The organism is Thermomonospora echinospora (assembly GCF_900108175.1).
Classification (GTDB): domain Bacteria; phylum Actinomycetota; class Actinomycetes; order Streptosporangiales; family Streptosporangiaceae; genus Thermomonospora; species Thermomonospora echinospora.
This window is the reverse complement of sequence record NZ_FNVO01000003.1, coordinates 231,600-252,590: the sequence shown is the minus strand read 5'-3', so window position 1 is coordinate 252,590 and position 20,991 is coordinate 231,600. Positions and strand designations below refer to the sequence as shown.

The window sequence follows — 20,991 nt, the reverse complement described above, 5'->3', positions numbered from 1 at the left end:
CCCGGGTCCGCCGTCAGCGCGGGTGGCAGGCGGTGCGCATGGCCTCCCAGCGCCCCAGCTTGACCCGTTCGCCCCGGCCCAGCGAGCGGGCCAGGTCGATCTCGGCGGTGTCCAGGTTCAGCCAGTCGGAGTAGGTCACCACCCGGCAGGCCCGCGACTCCAGCAGGTCCTCCACGCGCTGCCGCGGCCGCGGCCGGTCGTCGCCGGCGGCCAGGTCGGCCAGCAGGTGCGTCACGGTCTCCGCGGCGTCGGACTTGTTGGTGCCGACGACCCCGGTCGGCCCCCGCTTGATCCATCCGGCCACGTACTCGCGCGGCACCTGCGCCCCGGAGGCGTCGATGACGCGGCCCCCCTCGTTGGGGACGACATGGTTGCGCTCGTCGAACGGCACGCCCGCCAGCGGGACGCTCTGGTAGCCGACCGAGCGGAGCACCATGCCGACCGGCAGCGTCTCGTAGGAGCCGGTGCCCCGGACCCGCCCGTCGGCGTCCAGCGCGGTGCGCTCCAGCCGCAGCCCCTCCACCTGCCGGGTGCCGAGGATCTCCGCGGGGGCGAGCCAGAACCGCACGTCGATCCGCCGCGGTTTGGCGCCGGCGGGGGGCTCGGTCCAGCTGCGCAGCACCTTGACGTTGCCGCGCACCAGCCGGTCGGTCTCGGCGAGCTCGGCGGACGCGGCGTCCAGCTCCATGTCCTCGGGCCGTACGTGGATCTCCGCGTTGGCCAGCTCGCCGAGCTCGCGGGCCTCCTTGGTGGTGAACTTGGCCTGCGCCGGCCCGCGCCGGCCGATCAGGTGGATCCGTCGCACCTTGCTGGCCGCCAGCGCCTCGATCACGTGCTCGGGCACGTCGGTCTCGCGCAGTTCCTCGGCGGTCTTGGCGAGGACGCGTACCACGTCGACCGCGACGTTGCCGACGCCGATGACCGCGACCTCCTCCACCGACAGGTCGAAGGCGTGGTCGGCGGCGTCGGGGTGCCCGCAGTACCAGTTGACGAAGTCGGTGGCCGCCACGCTGCCCGGCAGGTCCTCGCCGGGGATGCCCAGATGCCGGTCGACCATCGCGCCGGTGCTGTAGATGACCGCGTCGTAGCAGTCCAGCAGCTCCGCACGGGTCACGTCCCGGCCCAGCTCCACACAGCCGAAGAAGCGCACCGCCGGATGCTCCAGCACCCGCTGCAGGTACTTGGCGATCGACTTGATCGACTTGTGGTCGGGCGCCACCCCGTAGCGGACCAGCCCGTACGGCGTCGGCAGGCGGTCGAGCACGTCGACCTGGACGTCGCCGCCGGTCTGCTTCACCAGCGCCTCGGCCGCGTACAGCCCCGCAGGCCCGGACCCGATCACCGCCACACGCGTGTCAACCATGCGCGCCATTGTGCCCATCCGGAGCCCGAAAGGACACGGTGTCCTGGATCACCTTGACGTCATCCCCGTGATGGGCGCGGAAGATTCCTCTCATGTCCGGGATACGGACGCCGCCGGGCCGGAGGATCACCGGGCGGTGCTCCGGGCCTCGGCCGTCCGGCGCAGCCGGCTGTGCCGGGCGCCGTACCCGAAGTAGACCAGCGTGCCCAGGGCCATCCACCCGGCGAAGCGCAGCCAGGTCTCCACCGGGAGGTTGAGCATCACGAACAGGCACGCCAGCACCGACAGGGCGGGGACCAGCGGGACCAGCGGCGTACGGAAGGAGCGGGGCAGGTCCGGGCGGGTGCGGCGCAGGACGACGACGCCGACCGACACCAGCATGAAGGCGAACAGCGTCCCGATGTTGACCAGCTCGGCCAGCGCCGACAGCGGGATCAGGCCCGCCAGGACCGCCACCGCCGCGCCCACCGCGATCGTCGTCCGGTGCGGGGTGCCGTAGGTCGGATGGACCTGCGACAGCCAGGCGGGCAGCAGCCCGTCGCGGCTCATCGCGAAGAAGACCCGGCTCTGCCCCAGCATCAGGATCAGCACCACGGTGGTGAGCCCGGCGATGGCGCCCACGCTGATCACGGTGGCCGCCCAGGATTGGCCGACGGCCTTGAACGCGTCCGCCAGCGGGGCGGCCTCGCTGAGCCTGGTGTAGTCCTGCATCCCGACGACCACCAGGGAGACCGCCACGTACAGCACCGTGCAGAGGGCCAGCGAGCCGATGATGCCGATCGGCAGGTCGCGCTGCGGGTTGCGGGACTCCTCGGCGGCCGAGGCGACGATGTCGAAGCCGATGTAGGCGAAGAACACGATCGACACCGCGGCGAAGACGCCCAGCCAGCCGTAGCTGACCGGGGTGATCCCGAACAGCACCTGCATGAGCGGCGCCTTGATGCCCTCGGTGGCCGGGTTGGACTGGGCCGGCGGGATGAGCGGCGTGTAGTTGTCGGCTCGTACGAAGAACAGTCCCGCCACGATGACCAGGCCGATGACGGCGACCTTGATCGCGACCACCACCTGGTTGAACCGGGCCGACAGCCGCACGCCCAGCACCAGGACGGCCGTCACCAGCAGTACGACCAGCACCGCGGGGATGTTGAAGACGGCGTTCTCCCCGGCCAGCGAGTCGGGCAGGTCGATGCCCATGGTCTGCAGCAGCGACTGGGCGTACCCCGACCAGCCGACCGCGACCACGGCGGCCGCCAGGGCCAGTTCCAGGATCAGGTCCCACCCGATGATCCAGGCGGGGAACTCGCCGAACGTGGCGTAGGAGAAGGTGTAGGCCGACCCCGCCACCGGCACGGTGGAGGCGAACTCGGCGTAGCACAGGGCGGCCAGCGCGCACACGACGCCGGCGATGACGAACGAGAACGCCACCCCCGGCCCGGCGTAGTCGCGGGCGACCCGGCCGGTCAGCACGAAGATGCCGGTGCCGACGATGACCCCGACCCCGAACACGACCAGGTCGGTCGCCGACAGGTCGCGGCGCAGCCGGTGCCCGGGCTCCTCGGTGTCCCGGATCGACTGCTCGACCGGCTTGGTGCGGAACATGCTCACGGAATCCCCTCGGGTGGACGCTGAGCAGTTCCCTACAGATCACCTGCCATCGGACGTCCAAACCCCCAGTTCCGCGGGGCTCGCGCAGGTGAGGAGACCGGGTGTTGCCCGCAGGCAAGGGGGCTCCCGGATGGTTCCATGGTGTTCTTCGCTTACAGCGGCTTCGACACCGTTGCCTCGGCCGCGGGCAGCGGGGTCTACCGATGTCCCGTGCGGGCAGGAGGCTCCGGCTCCCCCCGCCCGCACGGTCATCTTTCCCAGGACCCGCCAGGCCCTCACGTGCCCGGCCGGCGCCCGGGGGTCAGGCGGGCAGCGAGGCCACGCCCGGCGGCAGGAAGCGGCGGCCGGTGACCTGCTCGGACACGCCGGTCCGGTCCAGGTACGAGGTGATGCCGCCCAGGTGGAACGGCCAGCCCGCGCCCAGGATCAGGCACAGGTCGATGTCGGCGGGCTCGGCCACCACGCCCTCGTCCAGCATGATCCGGATCTCCTGGGCCAGCGCCCGCACCGCGCGCTCCAGCACCTGCTCCTCGGTGGACGGGCTGGTACCGCCGGAGAAGATCTCCACGACCTCCGGGTCGAGGGTGAGATCGGGCCGGTAGACGCCGGTCTTGCCGGCGGCCACCATCTTGGCCAGGTTGTCCGACAGCGGGAACCGGTCTGGGAAGGCGGCGTGCAGCGTCTCGTTGACGTGCAGCGCGATCGCCGGGCCGACCAGCCCCATCAGCACGAACGGCGGCATCGGCAGGCCCAGCGGCGCGGCGGCCCGCTCGGCCGTCTCGATCGGGGTGCCCTCGTCCACCGCCGCCACGATCTCGGCCAGCAGCCGCAGCAGGATCCGGTTGACCACGAACGCGGGCGCGTCCTTGACCAGCACGCAGGACTTCTTCAGCCGCCTGCCGACCGCGAACGCGGTGGCCAGCGCGGCGTCGTCGGTCTGCGCACCGCGGACGATCTCCAGCAGCGGCAGCACCGCGACCGGGTTGAAGAAGTGGAAGCCCACCACCCGCTCGGGGTGCGCCAGCCCGGCGGCCATCTCGGTGACCGACAGCGAGGAGGTGTTGGTGGCCAGCACGCACTCGGCCGACACGACCGCCTCGACCTCGGCGAACACCTGCTGCTTGACCGACATCTCCTCGAAGACCGCCTCGATGACGAAGTCGGCGTCGGCGAAGGCGTCCTTGGTCAGCGAGCCGGTGATCAGCCCCTTGAGCCGGTTGGCCTGGTCGGCGGAGACGCGGCCCTTGGCGGCCAGCTTGTCGATCTCACCGTGCGCGTAACCGACGCCCTTGTCCAGGCGCTCTCGGTCGAGGTCGGTCAGTACGACCGGCACCTCCAGGCGGCGGGCGAACAGCAGCGCGAGCTGGCCGGCCATCAGGCCCGCGCCCACCACGCCGACCTTGGTGACCGGACGGGCCAGTGCCTTGTCGGGCGCCCCGGCGGGCCGCTTGGCGCGCTTCTGGGTGAGGTCGAACGCGTACAGCCCGGCGCGCAGCTCGTCGCTCATGATGAGGTCGGCCAGCGCCTCGTCCTCGGCGGCGAAGCCCTCGTCCCGGGTGGCCGTCCTGGCGGCGGCGACCAGGTCGAGCGCCCGGTGCGGGGCGGCCTGCGGCTTGTTCAGCAGCGCGAAGCGGGCGCCCTCGACGGCCTTGTCCCAGGCCTGGCCCCGGTCGATCGCGGGACGGCGCACCGTGATCTCGCCCTTGACGACCCGGGCGGCCCAGGCCAGCGACTCCTCCAGGAAGTCGGCCGCCTCGAACAACGCGTCGGCGACGCCCAGCCCGTAGGCCTGCCGCCCGTTGATCGTCCTGTTCTGGGCCAGCGGGTTGTCGATGATCAGCTTGATCGCCTTCTCCGCGCCGATCAGGTTGGGCAGCAGGTGGGTGCCGCCCCAGCCGGGCACCAGCCCGAGGAAGCACTCTGGCAGCGCCACTGCGGGCACGCCCTCGGAGATCGTCCGGTAGGTGCAGTGCAGCGCCACCTCCAGGCCGCCGCCCAGGGCCGCGCCGTTGACGAACGCGAACGAGGGGATCGCCAGCTCGCCGAGCCGTCGGAACACCTCGTGGCCCAGTTCGGCGATGAGCTGGGCCTCCTGCCGGCTTGCGATCGACGGCACGCCCTTGAGGTCGGCGCCGACCGCGAAGATGAACGGCTTGCCGGTGAGGCAGACGGCCACCAGGTCGTCGCGGGCGGCCACCCGGTCCAGCGCGTCGCCGAGGGCGAGCAGGCCGCGCGGCCCGAAGGTGTTCGGCTTGGTGTGGTCGTGCCCGTTGTCCAGCGTGATGAGCGCCGCCCGGCCGGCGCCGAACGGCAGCTCGACCTCGCGCACGAGCGCCTGGGTGACCACTTCGTCGGCGTTGCGGTCCTCGCCGGCCAGCAGCGAACGCCAGGTCTGGACGCTACTCACTTCGCCCCCTCGAAATTCGGGTTCTCCCACAGCACGGTGCCGCCCATGCCCATGCCGACGCACATGGTGGTCAGCCCGTACCGGACGTCGGTGTGCTCGGCGAACAGCCGCGACAGCTGGTTCATCAGCCGTACGCCGGAGGAGGCCAGCGGGTGGCCGACGGCGATCGCGCCGCCCCACGGGTTGACCCGCGGATCGTCGTCAGCGATCTTGAAGTGCTCCAAGAAGGCCAGCACCTGCACCGCGAACGCCTCATTGATCTCGATGAGGCCGATGTCGTCCATGGTCAGCGAGTTGCGGGCGAGCAGCTTCTCGGTGGCCGGCACCGGGCCGACGCCCATGACCTCCGGCTCGACTCCGGCGAAGGCGTAGTCCACCAGCCGCATCCGGGCGGACAGGCCCAGTTCGGCGGCGACGTCCTCGGCGGCCAGCAGGCAGGCGGTGGCGCCGTCGTTGAGGCCGGCCGCGTTCCCGGCGGTGACGTTGCCGTGCACCCGGAACGGGGTCTTCAGGCCCGCCAGGTCGGCCATCGTGGTGGTCGGCCGGGGCGGCTCGTCCTCGGTGGCCAGCCCCCAGCCCCGCTCGGCGGAGCGGATGGCGGTCGGCACCAGGTCGGGCTGGATCTTGCCGGCCGCGTAGGCGGCGGCGACCTTCTGCTGGCTGCGCACCGCGTAGGCGTCGGCGCGCTCCTTGGTGAGCTGTGGGAACCGGTCGTGCAGGTTCTCCGCGGTGGAGCCCATGACCAGCGCGGACGGGTCCACCAGCTTGTCGGCCAGGAAGCGGGGGTTGGGGTCGACGCCCTCGCCCATCGGGTGCCGGCCCATGTGCTCGACGCCGCCGGCGATCGCCACGTCGTAGGCGCCGAAGGCGATGCCCGCGCCGGTGGTGGTGACGGCGGTCATGGCGCCCGCGCACATCCGGTCGATGGCGTACCCGGGGACGCTCTTGGGCAGCCCGGCCAGCACGGCGGCCGAGCGGCCGATGGTCAGGCCCTGGTCGCCGGTCTGGGTGGTCGCGGCGATGGCGACCTCGTCCACGCGCTCGGGGGGCAGCGACGGATTGCGCCGCAGCAACTCCCGGATCGCGCGGACGACCAGGTCGTCGGCGCGGGTCTCGGCGTACAGGCCCTTGGGGCCCGCCTTGCCGAACGGTGTGCGGACGCCGTCGACGAACACGACGTCGCGTGCGGTACGCGGCACGGGTGGTCCCTCCCAATGCGGTGGATGCGCCAGGTGTTGAGCCTCGTGCCCGCCCGGTCACGGCCGTCCGCCGGAGCGGTGGCGGGCACGAGTACCCACGACCACGATGCTACTCGCGGGTAACTCAAAACGCTACTCGTCAGTAACTACTGACCGGCCGGTTCCCCCGGGCCCGTACCTGCTCTGGCGTTCGGGCGCGCTGCACCGGAACATGATCGGACGGTCGCGGCGGGGCCGTGTCCGAGAGCATGATGGGAGCCGTCAGCCGCCCGCCGGAGCCGCTGGGAGCCGACCGCCGTGCCCGTACCTCGCCCGCTTCGTGAACGCTGCCGGGACTTCCTCGACCTCTTCGAGGAGATCCGCTACATCTTTCCCGCCTCCCACCCGGGAGGCGGATCCCACTTCGTGTTCGTGGTGACCGACACCGCGATCACGGTGATCTCCACCGGGACGCTGAGCCGCACCAAGCCCAAGTCGGTGTGGGGGACCTATCCGCGCCGCACCCGGATCGGCCCGGTGGACGTGGGCGGGGGAGCGTTCTTCGAGTTCGGCGGGGTGGACTTCGAGGTGGACGACGAGTACGTGCCGGTCGTCAACGCCGCCGACGCCGAGGTCTTCGCCCGCGACACCCTGCCCGAGGACCCGCACCCGGACTTGTGAGGCCGCGTGTGCGGCCCCGGCCCGTCACCGGTCGCCCTTGGCCTCCAGCCGCAGCAGCGCCTTGGCCAGGGGGGTGGCCACCAGCCGGACCTGCCAGTCGCGGGCGCCCAGGGCGCGCAGCGCGCCGCCGACCGTGGCGGCCGAGACCTCCGCGGGCGGCGACCAGGCCAGCCGCCGCACCGAGTCCGGCTGCAGCAGGTTCTCGGCGGGCATGGTGTGCTCGTCGGCCAGCGCCGCGACCACCGTGCGGGCGGCCGACAGGCGCTTGGCGGCCTGCGGGTCGCGCTCGGCCCAGCGGTGGGTGGGCGGCGGGCCATCGCCCGGCTGGCTGGGCGGCGGCAGCGCCGAGTCCGGCAGCCCCTGCGCCCTGGTCACCGCGCGCAGCCATGCCGACTGGTGCCGGCGCGCGCCTCGGCCGCGCATCGTCGGCAGCGCCAGCAGCTCGGCCGGGGTGCGCGGCGACTCCAGCGCCAGCTGCACGATCGCGCTGTCGGGCAGCACCCGGCCGGGGGACAGGTCCCGCTCGCGGGCCAGCCGGTCACGGGCCAGCCACACCTCCCGGACGATCGCCAGCTGCCGCCGGCTGCGCACCCGGTGCACGCCGGACGTACGGCGCCAGGGGTCGGGGCGCGGCGCCTTGGGTGGGGTGGACAGCACCGCGGCGAACTCCTCCAGCGCCCACTCCAGCTTCCCGGCGCGCTCCAGCTCCGCGTGCAGCGCGTCGCGCAGCTCGATCAGCAGCTCCACGTCCAGCGCCGCGTAGCGCAGCCAGTCCTCCGGCAGCGGGCGGGTCGACCAGTCCGCGGCCGAGTGGCCCTTCTCCAGCACAAAGCCGAGCACGTTCTCCACCATCGAGCCCAGCCCCACCTTGGGATGTCCCAGTAGCCGCCCGGCCAGCTCGGTGTCGAACAGCCGCCGCGGCCGCAGTCCCACCTCGGCCAGGCACGGCAGGTCCTGGTTGGCGGCGTGCAGCACCATCTCCGCATCGGCCAGCACCGCGTCCAGGCGGGACAGGTCGGGGCAGGCGATCGGATCGATCAGCGCCGTGCCGGACCCCTGCCGGCGCAGCTGGACGAGGTAGGCGCGCTGCCCGTACCGGTAGCCCGAGGCCCGCTCGGCGTCCACCGCCACCGGCCCGTACCCCGCCGCGAAGCTCCGGACGACGCGTTCCAGAGCGGTGGCGTCGACGACCACCGGGGGAATGCCCTCGCGGGGGTCCAGCAGCGGCACCGCGTCGGCGCGGACGGCCTCCTGCCGTGTGATCTCGCGCTCCGCGGCGCTCCGAGGGCTTTCGGCGTCGGGTTCGGCGGCTTCGGTTTCAGACACTCCCACGAGCCCTACCGTACGCCGTCTACGGGCGTGGGCCGCCGGATCGGTCGGGCAGTGCGCTGACCCCCGCCGGCGGCAGCCCGGCGGCCATGCACATCACCTCGCACCACGCCGCCACATGCCCGGTCAGATCGTCGCCGGCGGGCGACCAGGAGGCGCGGATCTCCAGCTCGGTGGTGGCCGGGTCGTCGCGCTTGGCGCCGAAGCTCTCCGAGACCGCCCGGGTGATCGTCCCGGAGGCGTCGGCGTACCCGGCGGCCTCCAGCGCCTCGATCAGCCAGCTCCAGGCCACGCTGCCGATCAGCTCGTCGGCGGCGATGTCCGGCTCCAGGTCCGCCTGGATGTAGGCGACCACCCGGAAACCGCTGGTCCAGCCGTCGCGCCCGTCCGGGTCGTACAGCACGATCAGCCGCCCGGTGGCGACGATGTCGTCCCCCTCGCGGCAGACCGAGCCCGCCAGCGCCACCGCGTGCGGCGCCAGCCGCTGCGGGGCGGGCATGTCCTCCAGCTCCAGCTCGGGCCGGAGCGGAGGGCCGTCGAGGATCCGGCGCAGCGTGTCGCGGGCCCGCCGGAAGGGGGCCGGCTCGGCGTTCGGGTCGGGGGGCGTGTCCCGGTTCATGTCCGGGCCGGCCGTGGCGCTGGCGGGGACGGCGGGACGGGTGAGAGATGGAGGCACCGCACGGTCTCGGGGGTCGGGGGCCGCTAGGCGGCCCGGTGACGGGCGGAGGCGGACGGCCGGGCGGCCGGCGGCACGGCACCGGCGAGGACCGCCGTGCCGCACACGGTGCAGGCCCGCTCGGGGCACTCGGCGCCGTGCCCGTCGGCGCAGGGAGGCTGCTCGAAGGGCCGGTCGCCGCCGCAGTCCGAGCAGAACAGGGTGGGGCAGGACAAGGGAGACCTCCTCCGGCTCTGACCCGCCCCACGCTGCCATGGGGCACTGACGGAATGCGGGACTTCCGGCGGCGTGTCCGGAAGTCCGTTCGAATGTGCCGGTGCCGGGACCGGCCTGGGTACGGGACCGGGGACCGGGCGTGGGAGCATCGACGGGTGGCTTCTGACACTGATCCGCGGACCGGCTCCGGCCCGTCCCAGAGCGCGTTCCTGAAGGCCTGCCGCCGTCAGCCGGTGCCGCACACCCCGGTGTGGTTCATGCGGCAGGCGGGCCGTTCGCTGCCCGAGTACCTGCGGGTGCGCGAGGGCGTGCCGATGCTGGAGGCCTGCGCCCGGCCCGAACTGATCGTGGAGATCACGCTGCAGCCGCTGCGCCGGTACGCGGTGGACGCGGCGATCTTCTTCAGCGACATCGTGGTCCCGCTCAAGGCCATCGGCGTCGACCTGGACATCAAGCCCGGGGTCGGCCCGGTGGTCGCCGACCCGATCCGGGACCGGGCGGGCGTGGCCGCGCTGCGCCGGCTCACCCCCGACGACGTCCCCTACGTCACCGAGGCGGTCGGCGCGCTGGTGGGCGAGCTGGGCGACACGCCGCTGATCGGGTTCGCCGGCGGGCCGTTCACCCTGGCCTCCTACCTGATCGAGGGCGGCCCGTCCAAGAACCACGACCACACCAAGGCGATGATGTACGGCGAGCCCGGGCTGTGGGCCGACCTGATGGGGCGGCTGGCCGACATCACCATCGACTACCTCAAGGTGCAGGTCGAGGCCGGGGCCGGGGCGATCCAGCTGTTCGACTCCTGGGTCGGCGCGGTCGGCCCGGACGACTACCGCGAGTCGGTGCTGCCGCACACCCGCCGGATCTTCGAGGCGATCGAGCCGCTGGGCGTGCCGCGCATCCACTTCGGCGTGGGCACCGGCGAGCTGCTGGGCCTGATGGGCGAGGCCGGGGCGGACGTGGTGGGCGTCGACTGGCGGGTGCCGCTGGACGAGGCGGTCCGCCGGGTCGACCCGGGCAAGGCGCTGCAGGGCAACCTCGACCCGGCGATCCTGTTCGCCCCGTGGGAGGTCGTCGAGCGGCGGGCCCGCGACGTGCTGAACCGGGGCCGCACCGCCGAGGGCCACATCTTCAACCTGGGCCACGGGGTGCTGCCGACCACCGACCCGGACCAGCTCGCCCGCCTGGCCGACCTGGTCCACGAGGTGTCGGCCCGGTAACCGCGGGCCCGGCCGTCAGCCGGTGGCGCGGCGGGCCCGCACCAGACGGCGCACGCCCAGCACGACCAGGCCGATCGCCGCGGCCACCGCCAGGAACGGCAGCAGGGTGCCGGTCGCCACCGCCAGCCCGGAGCCGATCGCCACCAGCCCGTTCCAGCCGCGCTCCAGCCCGCCGAGGAAGCCGCCGCGCTCGTCGTCGCCCCCGGCGCCCTCGCCCTTGTCGGGACCCCTCAGCTCCAGCGTCACGGTCGCGTAGCCGGTCTGATGGGCCAGCGATTTCTGCCGGGCCTGCAACGACTCCAGCTCCGCCTGCCTGCGGGCGATCTCCTGCTCGACGTTGATGACCTCGCCAACGGTGTTGGCCCGGTCCAGCAGCTTGCGGAAGGAGTCCAGCGCCGCCTCCGCCGAGCGCACCCGGCTTTCGACGTCGGCCACCTCCTCGGTGACGTCCTCGGCCTGCTGGGTCAGCGACATCCTGGTGCCGAGCCGGCCGGCGAGTTGGTCGAGCGTGGCGGTGTAGCGGTCGGAGGGGATCTTGAACGTGAGATCGGCGCTGTCGGCGGCCGCGGCCGACTCCGACTGCACGTAGCCGCCGGCCGCCGTCACGAGCTGCTTGGCCTGCGCCGAGGCCCGGTCCACGTTCGGCGCCCGCACCCGCAGTGTCGCGGTGTACACGACCGCCCGCGCCCCGGCGGGGTTGAGCTTGACCTGCTCCGCGGGCCGGCCGGGCTTGGCCTGCTCGGTGAGCCGGCCGGGCGCGCCCGCCGCGTTCTCGCCGTCGCCGGCCGCCTCGCCCGCTCCGTCCCGCGCCCCGGCGGCGGGCGCTCCGCGCTGGGGCTGGGCCGGTTCCTGCGCGGTGCTCGCACTGTCCAGGGAGCCGCCTCCGCAGCCGGCGAGGATCGGCGCCACCAGGAACGCGACCAGCAGGGCGCCCGGAAGGGATCTGGCTGATTTCACGCTGCTCATGACGGTTGGACGCATGTGACCTCCATCACCGGTTCGCCGGTTCGGTCCCGATCGGATCACGGGTACGGCGCGCCGAGGTCACGGCCGCCCGCTACGGGTGGGTCGGATGAGGGGGTCGGCGGGGGTCTGGGAAGGTTGAACCATGAGGCTTCCCCATGTCGTTGTCGTCGGCGGCGGGATCGCGGGCCTGACCGCGGCGTGGTTCCTGGTCCGCGGCGGCGCCCGGGTCACCCTCCTGGAGGGGGCGCCGCGGATCGGCGGCAAGCTCCAGGTCAGCGAGATCGCCGGGATCCCGGTGGACGAGGGCGCCGAGTCGCTGCTGGCCCGCCGTCCCGAGGGGCTGGAACTACTGCGCGAACTGGGGGTCTCCGGCGAGCGGGTGCACCCGGCCGCCACTAGCTCGGCCGTCCTCAGCCGCGGCGCGCTGCGCGCCCTGCCCGCCGGGCAGATGATGGGAGTGCCCACCGACCTGCGCGCGCTGGCCGCCTCGCAGGTGCTGCCCGCGGCCGGGACGGCCAGGGCCGCGCTCGACCTGGTGCTGCCGAAGACCCCGCTGGGCTCGGACGTGTCGGTGGCCGGGTACGTCGGGGCGCGGCTCGGCCGGGAGGTCGTCGACCGTCTCGTGGAGCCCCTGCTCGGCGGCGTCTACGCCGGGCGGACCGAGGAGCTGTCGTTCGAGGCCACGATGGCCAATGTCGCCGCCGCCGCGCGCACCCACCGTTCGCTGATCACCGCCGCCCGGGGCCTGCGCGGCGCGGCGCCCAAGGACGCGGGCCCGGTGTTCACGTCGCTGCCCGACGGGATGGGCACCCTGCCGCTCCTGCTGGCGGACTCCATGGCGGATTCAGGGGCGGATTCAGGGGCGGATTCAGGGGCGGACTCGGCGGGGGGCGGTTGCACGATCCGCACGCAGGCCATGGTGCGCGAGATGGCCCGGCGCCCGGACGGCGGCTGGCGGCTCACCCTCGGCCCGGCCCGCGAGCCCGAGCAACTGGACGCGGACGCGGTGGTCGTGGCCGTCCCGGCACAGCCCGCCGCGCGGCTGCTGGCAGCCGAGGTCCCGGCGGCGTCCCGCGAGCTGGCGCGCATCGAGTACGCGAGCATGGCCATCATCACCCTGGCCTACCCGGCGTCGGCGTTTCCCCGCCGCCCCACGGTCAGCGGGTATCTTGTGCCTGCGGTCGAGGGACGTCAGGTCAAGGCGGTGACGTTCAGCTCGGTCAAGTGGCCGCAGCTCACCGAGCGGGCCCCGGACCTGATCGTCGTCCGATGCTCCATCGGGCGCTTCGGGGAGGAGCACACGCTGCAGCGCTCCGACGAGGAGCTGAGGGCCGCCGCGATCGCTGAGCTCGCCGAGGTCTGCGGGGTGCGGGGGCTGCCGGTCGAAACCCGGGTCACCCGCTGGGGCGGCGGGCTCCCGCAGTACACGGTGGGCCACGCCGACCGGGTGGCCCGCATCCGCGCCGCGGTGGCCGCCGTGCCGGGGCTGGCGGTGGCGGGCGCGGCCTATGACGGACTGGGCGTCCCGGCGTGCATCGCCACCGCGCGGGCGGCGGCGGGCCGGGTGCTGGAGCAGCTGGAGAGCCGAGGAGGCAGCGATCATGACAACGGACAACGCCGGCAGGCCGGTGACACGGGGCGCCAAGGCGCGCGACCTTAACCAGGTGATCCGGTACACCATGTGGTCGGTCTTCCGGGTCGCCCGGCCGGTGGAGCGGGCCGACGAGGTGGCCGGGGAGGTCGAGGATCTGCTCGTGCAGGCCACCGGCAAGGACGTGACCACGCGCGGCCTGTACGACGTGAGCGGGTTCCGGGCCGACGCCGACTTCATGTTCTGGTGGCACGCGCCGAGCTCGGACGACCTGCAGGAGGTGTACGGCCGGTTCCGGCGCACCGCCCTCGGCCGCTCCTGCGAGCCGGTGTGGTCGCAGATGGCGCTGCACCGCCCGGCCGAGTTCAACAAGAGCCACGTCCCGGCGTTCCTGGCCGAGGAGGAGGCACGGGCCTACGTGTGCGTCTACCCGTTCGTCCGCTCCTACGAGTGGTACCTGCTGCCCGACACCGAGCGGCGCGCGATGCTGGCCGAGCACGGGCAGATGGCGCGCGGCTACCCGGACGTGCGGGCCAACACTGTCTCGTCGTTCGCGCTGGGCGACTACGAGTGGATCCTGGCGTTCGAGGCCGACGAGCTGCACCGCATCGTGGACCTGATGCGGCACCTGCGCGGATCGGAGGCCCGCCGGCACGTCCGCGAGGAGGTCCCGTTCTACACCGGACGCCGCAAGCCGGTCGCTGAACTGGTGGCCGCCCTGCCGTGACGGGGAACCCGCCGCATCCGGCCGTGCGGCGGGGTACGGGTCGGTAAGGTTCCGGACGTGACCGAAAGACGCTACGGCCGCCATGCCAAGCCCCCGTCCCGGTTGCGCGTCCGATGCGATCGCCTGATCGACGCCGCCCTCAGCGAGCGCGACCGCCGCAAGGTCATCGCCATCGGCACCGGTTCGGTGTCGGCCGTGCTGCTGGCGGTGGCCGGGGGAGCGGTGCTGTGGCTGCCGGGTTCCGGCGCCGGCCCGTCGGACGGGCTGGCGGCCCAGGCCGCCGCGCGGCAGGCCACGCCCTCGCCGACCGTCACCGTCACCACCGCCACCGGGGCGGGCGCCGACCCGGACCAGGTGCCGGACGCGGAGGCGTTCTTCCTGACCAAGGACCCCGGGCGCAAGGTGGCCGGGCACGTCGAGGACGTCCGCCGCAGCGGCTCGTTCCTGCGGGTCTACACCGACCTGCGGGAGGGAGACGAGAACTCCAAGCCCGCGATCTCGCTGTGCGAGTGGACGGCGGAGTTCCTGCGCGAGCACGTCGGCGAGGGCGAGCCGATCGTCTTCGTGCACGCCAAGGAGAACGACAACGGCCATGTCGTGCTCGCCAACAAGCAGAGCGCCGACGACGACTGCCGGGTCGGCGAGACCCGCTGAGGGTCTCGCCGCCGCGACGGTGCCGGCCTGCCGGGCGGTGCCGGGGCTACTCCTGCGGCTCCAGGGTCAGCGAGATGCTGTTGATGCAGTAGCGGTCGTCGGTGGGCGTGGCGTAGCCCTCGCCGTGGAAGACGTGGCCGAGGTGGGAGTCGCAGCGGGCGCAGCGGACCTCGGTGCGGACCGTGCCGAGCGAGCGGTCCTCCAGCAGCACCACGGCGTCGGAGTCGGCCGGGGCGTAGAAGCTCGGCCAGCCGCAGTGCGACTCGAACTTGGTCTGCGACCGGAACAGCTCCGCTCCGCAGGCCCGGCAGCGGTAGACGCCGACCGTCTTGGTGTCGGTGTACTCACCGGTGAACGGCCGTTCCGTGCCGGCCTCGCGGAGCACGTGGTACTCCTCGGGGCTGAGCTGGGCCCGCCATTCTTCCTCGCTCTTGTGGACCTTCTCCATGCCATCGACCGTACCTCTCCCCGCGGATGTCGGTGCTGTGGCGTAGCTTGCTGCCATGGCGTCGCCGTACATCGAGATCCGGGTCGGGGAGCGCACTGTCAAGATCACCAACCCCGACAAGGTCTATTTTCCGGAGCGCGGATACACCAAGCGCGATCTCGTGGAGTACTTCCTCGCGGTCGGCGACGGCCTGCTGCGCGCCGTGTACGACCGTCCCACCACCCTGGAGCGCTGGCCGGGCGGGGTGGTGGCGGGCGCGCGGATGGCCACCCGCGAGGACTACGCCCGGGGGCAGGCCGGCCTGCCGGCGGGCAGGTCCGACGCCTTCTACCAGAAGCGGGTGCCCAAGGGCGCCCCGCAATGGGTGACCACCGCCCGCATCACCTTCCCCAGCGGCCGGTCGGCCGACGAGGTCTGCCCCCGCGAGCCCGCCGTGCCGGCCTGGGCCGCCAACCTCGGCACCCTGACGTTCCACCCCTGGCCGGTCCGCTCCGGTGACGTCGACCATCCGGACGAGCTGCGCATCGACCTCGACCCCCAGCCGGGCACCGGCTACGCCGACGCGGTGCGGGTGGCGCTGGGGCCGGTCCGCGAACTGCTGGACGAGCTGGGCATGGTGGGCTTCCCCAAGACCTCCGGCAAGGCGGGCGTGCACGTCTACGTGCGCATCGAGCCCCGCTGGACGTTCACCGAGGTGCGGCGGGCGGCGCTGGCGTTCGCCCGCGAGATCGAGCGCCGGGCGCCGGGGCAGGTCACCAGCAGGTGGTGGAAGGAGGAGCGGGGCGAGCAGGTCTTCATCGACTACAACCAGAACGCCCGTGACCGCACCATCGCCTCGGCCTACAGCGTCCGCCCCCTCCCGCACGCCCCTGTCTCCGCCCCGCTGACCTGGGAGGAGCTGCCGGACGCCGAGCCTGCGGACTTCACGATCGCCACCATGCCGGCCCGCTTCGCCGAGCTCGGCGACCCGCACGCCGCCATCGACGACCGGGCGTTCTCGCTGGAGCCGCTGCTGGAGCTGGCCGACCGCGACGAACGCGAGCACGGCCTCGGCGACGCCCCCTATCCCCCCAACTACCCGAAAATGCCCGGCGAGCCCAAGCGCGTCCAGCCCAGCAAGGCCCGCGAGGACCGCGGGGTGGACGCCTGACCTCGGCCGCCCGGACGGCATGGCCCCGGTACGGGGCCGCCGCACCCGGGGAGCCCGGGGGCGGCGGCGAGACGGCGGATCAGTAGAACTTCCTGGCCTGCCTGGGCAGCTTGACCTTGGCCGGGCCGTGCCAGCCGGACCTGGTCTGCGGGCCCACTAGATCGGTGGGCGCCCCGACGAGCACGACCGGGACGGTGATGGAGGTGCCGGCGAGGTCGACCGTGACCCGGGCGCCGGTGGGTGTCTCGGTGTTGTAGTCGGCGTCGGTGCCGGCCAGGACCAGGGCGATCCGGTGGCCGGTCTTGAAGACGTAGTCCTGTGGCAGGGTCTGCCAGCGGACGGTGTGGTAGCGGCCCGGGGTGAGCGGTGCCGGGTCGCTGAGCGACGTGCGGTTCTGCGCGTCGATCCAGCCGCGCGCCACCACGTTGGCCGGGCGGGTCACCGTGGTGGCCTCGGTCTCCCGGTAGCAGGGGTCGTCGTCGGCGGTGGCCTCGCCGTGGCAGCTCTCCGTGGTCAGCGTGCGGATTCCCGAGCCGGGACCGAGATAGTCGACGCGGGTGTCCTCGCCGAAGTCCACCAGCAGCGCGGTGAGGTTGGCGGTGGGCTTGTCGAGCTTGATCCGGAGGCGGGCCGTGGGCGTCCCGGACAGCCTGGCGGACTTGACCAGCGGCGGGGACACGTAGGCCAGCCGGTGGGGCTTGGCGGCGGCCGGGTCGGCGACCATCTCCTCCTCGGTGACGCCGTAGCCCAGGGTGCCCGACGCGTCGGTGAACGTGCCGGTGGCGCCGCGCCGGGCCTTCTTCAGGCCCAGGGTGCCGTCCCCGCCCGGCCGCAGCGTGAGGGACCTGGTTCCGGGGGCGGGCCAGTCGGACTGGGTGATCCACTCGTTCGGGCCGATCTCGACGTCGGCGCGGGGCTCGCGCATGATGCCGTTGCGGACGCCGTACAACTCGTGGTCGAACCACCGGTGCAGCGTGTCGACCCACTCCTCGCGGCGGAAGTCGAACGGGTCTACGTGGCCGTACTGGGCGATCCACACTTTGCGCGGCACGCCGCGGGCGGCCAGGCCCTTCCACCACAGTGAGAAGTGGTCGGCCTTGACGTTGAGGTCGTTGACGGTGTGCACGGCGAACACGCTGGCCCGCACGTTGCCCACGTTGCCGACCGTGCCGGACCGGTAGTCGGTCTCCGCCCAGTAGCGGTTGTAGTTCCCGGTGTCGTCGTCCTCGCCCTCGTCCATCGCCTCGCGCACGGCGGCGCACTTGGCGGGCGGGTCGGTGTCGACGTAGTCGGACAGCCAGGGCTGCTCGTCGGTCCAGTACTTGACCCCGTTCATGCGGCTGTAGTTGTACCAGCCGCTGATGGCGGAGATCGGGACGATGGTCCGCAGCCCCTGGACGCCGGTGGCGGCGACCCCGTTGGCCAGCGTGCCGTCGTAGGACTTGCCGATCATCGCGGCGGCCCCGGTCGTCCAGGTGGCGCGCACCGGGCTGCCGTCCGGCCGGAACGCCTTCGCCCGGCCGTTGAGCCAGTCGACGACCGCCTTGCCGCCGAGCACGTCGGACCGGCCGCCGCTGGTGGGACAGCCGTCGGAACGGGTGGTGCCGATCATGTCGACGGCCAGGAAGGCGTATCCGCGCGGCACGAAGTAGTTGTCGTAGAACAGTGGGAACTTGATCGGGTTTCCCGCGGCGTCGTAGCGCTTACGCTCGCTCTCGTTGCCACGCCCGGCGTTGTCGTAGTACGGGCTCTCGTCGATGATCACCGGAACCTTGAGCCCGCGTTCGGTCTCCCGGGGCCGGATGATGTCCACGTTCACCAGGTCGCGCCGGCCGTCCCCGTCGCTGTCCACCGGGGACTGGACCAGCACGCGTTCTCGGACGGCGTCCCGGTAGGAGAAGACGGGCTGGGTGACGCCGTCCCGCACCTCGATCCCGGGCGCCGCCGTGGCCTGCGCGACACCGCCGATCGGGACGACCAGGGCCGTGCCCGCCAGCACGGCGACCACGGCCCGGCGTGGGCCTCGGCTCAGGGGTCTCCTCGACAACCCGCACCTCCAGAGTTCGACATTGATCTCTAAGGTGGCACGCTGATCGAAGAAGTCCGGGGAGTAAACGGGGACATCCGACTAACTCGGCGGGCATTTTGGCAATCCTTGTCCTTGCACCGCCGGACAATGGTCCCTAACCGGAGTATTCGGCCTGTCCGGTATCGGGGGTGCGGTATACGGGCGAATGCCCCGGGCAACCCTGCCGGTGATCGCCCAAGTGACCGGGAGGAGATCATGGGCTGGGGTTACCGCAAGTCGATCAAGATGGGCCCGTTCCGGATCAACCTGTCCAGGACGGGCGTGGGGCACAGCGTGGGCGGCCGCGGCGCCCGCTACACCAAGACCGCCGACGGGCGCCGGCAGATGACGCTGCGCATCCCGGGGACCGGCCTGTCCTGGCGCCGTACCCTGGGCCGCCGCCGCTGACACCGCGCCCGACGACGGGCAGGTGGGCCGCCCCCTGAGTGAACGGGGGGCGCCGGTCGCTCCCCCCAAAGCCCGGCGCCCCCTGTATCTACCGTACGAGATATGGCGTGAGCAGCCAAAACGGTCTCCTAGGGTGACCGGCATGGAGATCGTGCCGATGCTGTCCGAGCATGCCGACGAGGTGCTCGCCATCTTCCGCGCCGGAATCGAGGGCGGCAACGCCACCTTCGAGACCGCCGTGCCCTCCTGGGCGGGGTTCTCCGCGGGCAAACTCCCCGGCCACCGGTTCGTGGCACGGGACGCCGGCCGAGTCCTCGGCTGGGTCGCCCTGTCGCCGACCTCCACCCGTGCCGTCTACCGGGGCGTCGTGGAGCTGTCGGTCTACGTGCATCCCGGCGCGCAGGGGCGGGGGGTCGGCCGCGCCCTGCTCGGCGCCGTGATCGACTCCAGCGAACGCGCCGGGCTGTGGACGCTGCGGGCGGGGATCTTCCCAGAGAACACCGCCAGCCTGCGGCTGCACGAGGCGTTCGGCTTCCGCCGGGTGGGCGTGCACGAGCGGGTCGGCCGCCACGACTTCGGCGGCCAGTCCCGCTGGCGCGACGTCGTCCTGCTGGAGCGCCGCAGCGCCGTCGTCTGACCGGCGCCCGCGCCTCCTCGCTCACACCGCGTCCACCTGCGGTATTGCGCGGATGATCTCCATTCCCTACTATTTCGGTTGTTTTGACCGAAGCAGTAGGAAAAGAGGACGCAGTGGTCGAGCAGGACGGGATCGGGCGCCGGGCCGCGCTGGCGGCGGGGCTCACCGCCGGAGTGGCGGGCGCGGTGCTCGCGGGCGGGACCGCCGAAGCGAAGACGAACGAGCGGCCGTTCCGGGCCGACCCGCCGCAGCGCCGTCCGGCCCGCCCCAACGTGCTGGTCATCCTCGGGGACGACCTCGGCTGGGCGGACCTGGGCAGCTACGGATCACCGAACATCCGCACCCCCCACCTGGACGCCCTGGCGCGCCAGGGCGTCCGGTTCACCGACGCCTACTCGGCGGCGGCGGTCTGCTCGCCCACCCGGTTCGCGCTCTACACCGGCCGCTACCCGGGCCGGCTGCGCGGCGGGCTGGAGGAGCCGATCGCCCGGCCGCACGAGCAGATCGGCATCCCGCCGAGCCATCCCACGCTGGCGTCGCTGCTCAAGGACGCCGGGTACGCCACCGCGATGTTCGGCAAGTGGCACTGCGGCTTCCTGCCCTGGTTCAGCCCCATCAAGTCGGGCTGGGAGGAGTTCTTCGGCAACCTGTCCGGCGCCGTGGACTACTACTCCAAGATCTCCAGCACCGGGGTCGACCTCTACGAGGGGGAGGTGCCGGTCGAGTCGCTGGACTACTACACCGACACCATCGCCGACCGCGCCGCCGGGTTCGTCCGCCGTCGCCACACCAAGCCGTGGCTGCTGAACCTGAACTTCACCACCCCGCACTGGCCGTGGGAGGCCCCAGGCGACCGCGAGACCAGCGCCGAGATCACCCGCCGGGTCAAGGCGGGGGAGCCGAACGCGCTCTCCCACCGCGACGGAGGCTCGCTGGAGATCTACCGCAAGATGGTCGAGAGCCTGGACGCGGCGGTCGGCAAGGTGCTGCAGGCCCTGCGCGCCACCGGGCAGGAGAAGAACACCCTCGTCCTGTTCAGCAGCGACAACGGCGGCGAGCGGTTCTCCTACAACTGGCCGCTGTCGGGACAGAAGGCCGGCCTGAACGAGGGCGGCATCCGGGTGCCCAACATCCTGCGCTGGCCCGCCGCGATCCGGCCCGGCCAGGTCAGCCACGTACCGGTGATCACTCAGGACTGGACGGCGACCATCCTGGAGGCGGCCGGCATCCGGCCCGCGGACGAGTACCCGCTGGACGGCCACAGCCTGGTCCCGTACCTGCTCAAGGGGGCGCGGCCGCCGCAGCGCGACCTGTTCTGGCGCACCAGGTCGGCGCGGGCGCTGCGCCGCGGTGACTGGAAGTACCTGCGCTCCTCCTCCGGTGAGGCCCTCTACAACCTCGCCGAGGACGTGCGCGAGCAGGCCAACGTGGCCCAGCACCACGCGGACCTGCTGAAGGATCTGCGCACCCGCTGGGAGGAGATCGACCAGGGGCTGCTCCCCTACCCGTCCTAGAGCACCGGCCGGGCTTTCCCCGGGCCTCGCCGAAGAGCATGGGCGACGCCCGGGGAACCTCGCCGGGGCAACAGGACGGCTCCTGTTGGACGGAGCGTCATCTTCGCGGTACGGGACGGCCACCGATCTTGGTGAGGCTGGCGGGCGGCGAATGCC

Annotated in this window: 19 protein-coding genes; 9 read left to right on the top strand and 10 right to left on the bottom strand. The window is 72.8% G+C overall.

Annotated features, from left to right (window positions below):
* Positions 1 to 13: 13 nt before the first annotated feature.
* From C4U03_RS08665 to C4U03_RS08650, 4 genes are all read right to left on the bottom strand, one after another.
* Entirely contained in the window at positions 14 to 1,372 is a 1,359-nt protein-coding gene (locus tag C4U03_RS08665; protein ID WP_407701417.1) for an FAD-dependent oxidoreductase, read from the bottom strand.
* A 117-nt stretch (positions 1,373 to 1,489) separates the two neighbouring features.
* Positions 1,490 to 2,968 carry an amino acid permease gene (locus C4U03_RS08660; RefSeq protein ID WP_327372406.1) on the bottom strand — a complete coding sequence of 493 codons (1,479 nt, stop codon included), beginning with the start codon at positions 2,966 to 2,968 and terminating at the stop codon, positions 1,490 to 1,492.
* Between the two features lie 301 nt (positions 2,969 to 3,269).
* A complete protein-coding gene (locus C4U03_RS08655; RefSeq protein ID WP_103937167.1) occupies positions 3,270 to 5,375 on the bottom strand; it encodes a 3-hydroxyacyl-CoA dehydrogenase NAD-binding domain-containing protein in 2,106 nt (701 codons plus the stop codon).
* Positions 5,372 to 6,574, bottom strand: coding sequence for a thiolase family protein (locus C4U03_RS08650; protein WP_103937166.1), 1,203 nt, complete (start codon positions 6,572 to 6,574; stop codon positions 5,372 to 5,374). The genes C4U03_RS08655 and C4U03_RS08650 overlap by 4 nt, the downstream gene beginning before the upstream one ends.
* Positions 6,575 to 6,871: 297 nt before the next feature.
* Here C4U03_RS08650 and C4U03_RS08645 point away from each other — a divergent pair, with 297 nt between their 5' ends.
* Positions 6,872 to 7,234 (top strand): hypothetical protein, encoded by a 363-nt coding sequence (locus tag C4U03_RS08645; RefSeq protein ID WP_103937165.1) that lies wholly within the window; start codon positions 6,872 to 6,874, stop codon positions 7,232 to 7,234.
* 24 nt (positions 7,235 to 7,258) lie between these two features.
* Here C4U03_RS08645 and C4U03_RS08640 read toward each other — a convergent pair whose 3' ends face one another.
* The 3 genes from C4U03_RS08640 to C4U03_RS08630 form a co-directional block, all read right to left on the bottom strand.
* On the bottom strand, positions 7,259 to 8,560 hold the full coding sequence (locus C4U03_RS08640) for a ribonuclease D (protein WP_103937441.1): 1,302 nt from the start codon (positions 8,558 to 8,560) through the stop codon (positions 7,259 to 7,261).
* Between the two features lie 25 nt (positions 8,561 to 8,585).
* Positions 8,586 to 9,182, bottom strand: a complete 597-nt coding sequence (locus C4U03_RS08635; protein ID WP_103937164.1) for a DUF3000 domain-containing protein — start codon at positions 9,180 to 9,182, stop codon at positions 8,586 to 8,588.
* A gap of 83 nt (positions 9,183 to 9,265) precedes the next feature.
* On the bottom strand, positions 9,266 to 9,454 hold the full coding sequence (locus C4U03_RS08630) for a hypothetical protein (protein WP_103937163.1): 189 nt from the start codon (positions 9,452 to 9,454) through the stop codon (positions 9,266 to 9,268).
* 249 nt (positions 9,455 to 9,703) lie between these two features.
* Between C4U03_RS08630 and hemE the strand changes: the two genes are divergently transcribed.
* Positions 9,704 to 10,672: a uroporphyrinogen decarboxylase gene (hemE, locus tag C4U03_RS08625; RefSeq protein ID WP_235017750.1), complete on the top strand. Its 969-nt coding sequence runs from the start codon at positions 9,704 to 9,706 to the stop codon at positions 10,670 to 10,672.
* Between the two features lie 15 nt (positions 10,673 to 10,687).
* Here hemE and C4U03_RS08620 read toward each other — a convergent pair whose 3' ends face one another.
* Complete coding sequence (locus C4U03_RS08620) at positions 10,688 to 11,629, bottom strand: DUF4349 domain-containing protein (RefSeq protein ID WP_160146931.1); 942 nt, start codon at positions 11,627 to 11,629, stop codon at positions 10,688 to 10,690.
* A gap of 151 nt (positions 11,630 to 11,780) precedes the next feature.
* Here C4U03_RS08620 and hemG point away from each other — a divergent pair, with 151 nt between their 5' ends.
* From hemG to C4U03_RS08605, 3 genes are read left to right on the top strand one after another with little or no spacing between them, the layout of a single operon-like run.
* On the top strand, positions 11,781 to 13,298 hold the full coding sequence (gene hemG, locus C4U03_RS08615; RefSeq protein ID WP_103937160.1) for a protoporphyrinogen oxidase: 1,518 nt from the start codon (positions 11,781 to 11,783) through the stop codon (positions 13,296 to 13,298).
* Complete coding sequence (hemQ, locus tag C4U03_RS08610) at positions 13,240 to 13,956, top strand: hydrogen peroxide-dependent heme synthase (RefSeq protein ID WP_103937159.1); 717 nt, start codon at positions 13,240 to 13,242, stop codon at positions 13,954 to 13,956. Before hemG ends, hemQ begins: the two co-directional genes overlap by 59 nt.
* A 57-nt stretch (positions 13,957 to 14,013) precedes the next feature.
* Positions 14,014 to 14,610 (top strand): hypothetical protein, encoded by a 597-nt coding sequence (locus tag C4U03_RS08605; RefSeq protein WP_103937158.1) that lies wholly within the window; start codon positions 14,014 to 14,016, stop codon positions 14,608 to 14,610.
* 46 nt (positions 14,611 to 14,656) lie between these two features.
* Here C4U03_RS08605 and msrB read toward each other — a convergent pair whose 3' ends face one another.
* On the bottom strand, positions 14,657 to 15,058 hold the full coding sequence (gene msrB / locus C4U03_RS08600; protein ID WP_103937157.1) for a peptide-methionine (R)-S-oxide reductase MsrB: 402 nt from the start codon (positions 15,056 to 15,058) through the stop codon (positions 14,657 to 14,659).
* Positions 15,059 to 15,113: 55 nt separating this feature from the next.
* On the opposite strand from msrB, the gene C4U03_RS08595 reads away from it, so the two are divergent.
* Positions 15,114 to 16,208 (top strand): DNA polymerase domain-containing protein, encoded by a 1,095-nt coding sequence (locus tag C4U03_RS08595; protein ID WP_103937156.1) that lies wholly within the window; start codon positions 15,114 to 15,116, stop codon positions 16,206 to 16,208.
* Positions 16,209 to 16,287: 79 nt separating this feature from the next.
* Here C4U03_RS08595 and C4U03_RS08590 read toward each other — a convergent pair whose 3' ends face one another.
* Positions 16,288 to 18,255, bottom strand: a complete 1,968-nt coding sequence (locus tag C4U03_RS08590; RefSeq protein ID WP_235017719.1) for a Xaa-Pro dipeptidyl-peptidase — start codon at positions 18,253 to 18,255, stop codon at positions 16,288 to 16,290.
* A gap of 237 nt (positions 18,256 to 18,492) precedes the next feature.
* Between C4U03_RS08590 and C4U03_RS08585 the strand changes: the two genes are divergently transcribed.
* The 3 genes from C4U03_RS08585 to C4U03_RS08575 all read left to right on the top strand — a co-directional run bounded on the left by C4U03_RS08585 (position 18,493) and on the right by C4U03_RS08575 (position 20,835).
* Positions 18,493 to 18,684, top strand: a complete 192-nt coding sequence (locus C4U03_RS08585) for a DUF4236 domain-containing protein (protein WP_103937154.1) — start codon at positions 18,493 to 18,495, stop codon at positions 18,682 to 18,684.
* A gap of 142 nt (positions 18,685 to 18,826) precedes the next feature.
* Positions 18,827 to 19,321, top strand: a complete 495-nt coding sequence (locus C4U03_RS08580) for a GNAT family N-acetyltransferase (protein ID WP_235017718.1) — start codon at positions 18,827 to 18,829, stop codon at positions 19,319 to 19,321.
* Positions 19,322 to 19,434: 113 nt separating this feature from the next.
* Entirely contained in the window at positions 19,435 to 20,835 is a 1,401-nt protein-coding gene (locus tag C4U03_RS08575) for a sulfatase-like hydrolase/transferase (RefSeq protein ID WP_235017717.1), read from the top strand.
* The last annotated feature ends 156 nt before the right edge of the window (positions 20,836 to 20,991 follow it).

Coding starts and splice junctions, on each gene's coding strand:
- C4U03_RS08595 (WP_103937156.1), top strand. CDS start 15,114: ATGGCGTCGCCGTACATCGAGATCCGGGTCGGGGAGCGCACTGTCAAG.
- hemG (WP_103937160.1), top strand. CDS start 11,781: ATGAGGCTTCCCCATGTCGTTGTCGTCGGCGGCGGGATCGCGGGCCTG.
- C4U03_RS08585 (WP_103937154.1), top strand. CDS start 18,493: ATGGGCTGGGGTTACCGCAAGTCGATCAAGATGGGCCCGTTCCGGATC.
- C4U03_RS08580 (WP_235017718.1), top strand. CDS start 18,827: ATGGAGATCGTGCCGATGCTGTCCGAGCATGCCGACGAGGTGCTCGCC.
- hemQ (WP_103937159.1), top strand. CDS start 13,240: ATGACAACGGACAACGCCGGCAGGCCGGTGACACGGGGCGCCAAGGCG.
- msrB (WP_103937157.1), bottom strand. CDS start 15,058: ATGGAGAAGGTCCACAAGAGCGAGGAAGAATGGCGGGCCCAGCTCAGC.
- C4U03_RS08665 (WP_407701417.1), bottom strand. CDS start 1,372: ATGGCGCGCATGGTTGACACGCGTGTGGCGGTGATCGGGTCCGGGCCT.
- C4U03_RS08635 (WP_103937164.1), bottom strand. CDS start 9,182: ATGAACCGGGACACGCCCCCCGACCCGAACGCCGAGCCGGCCCCCTTC.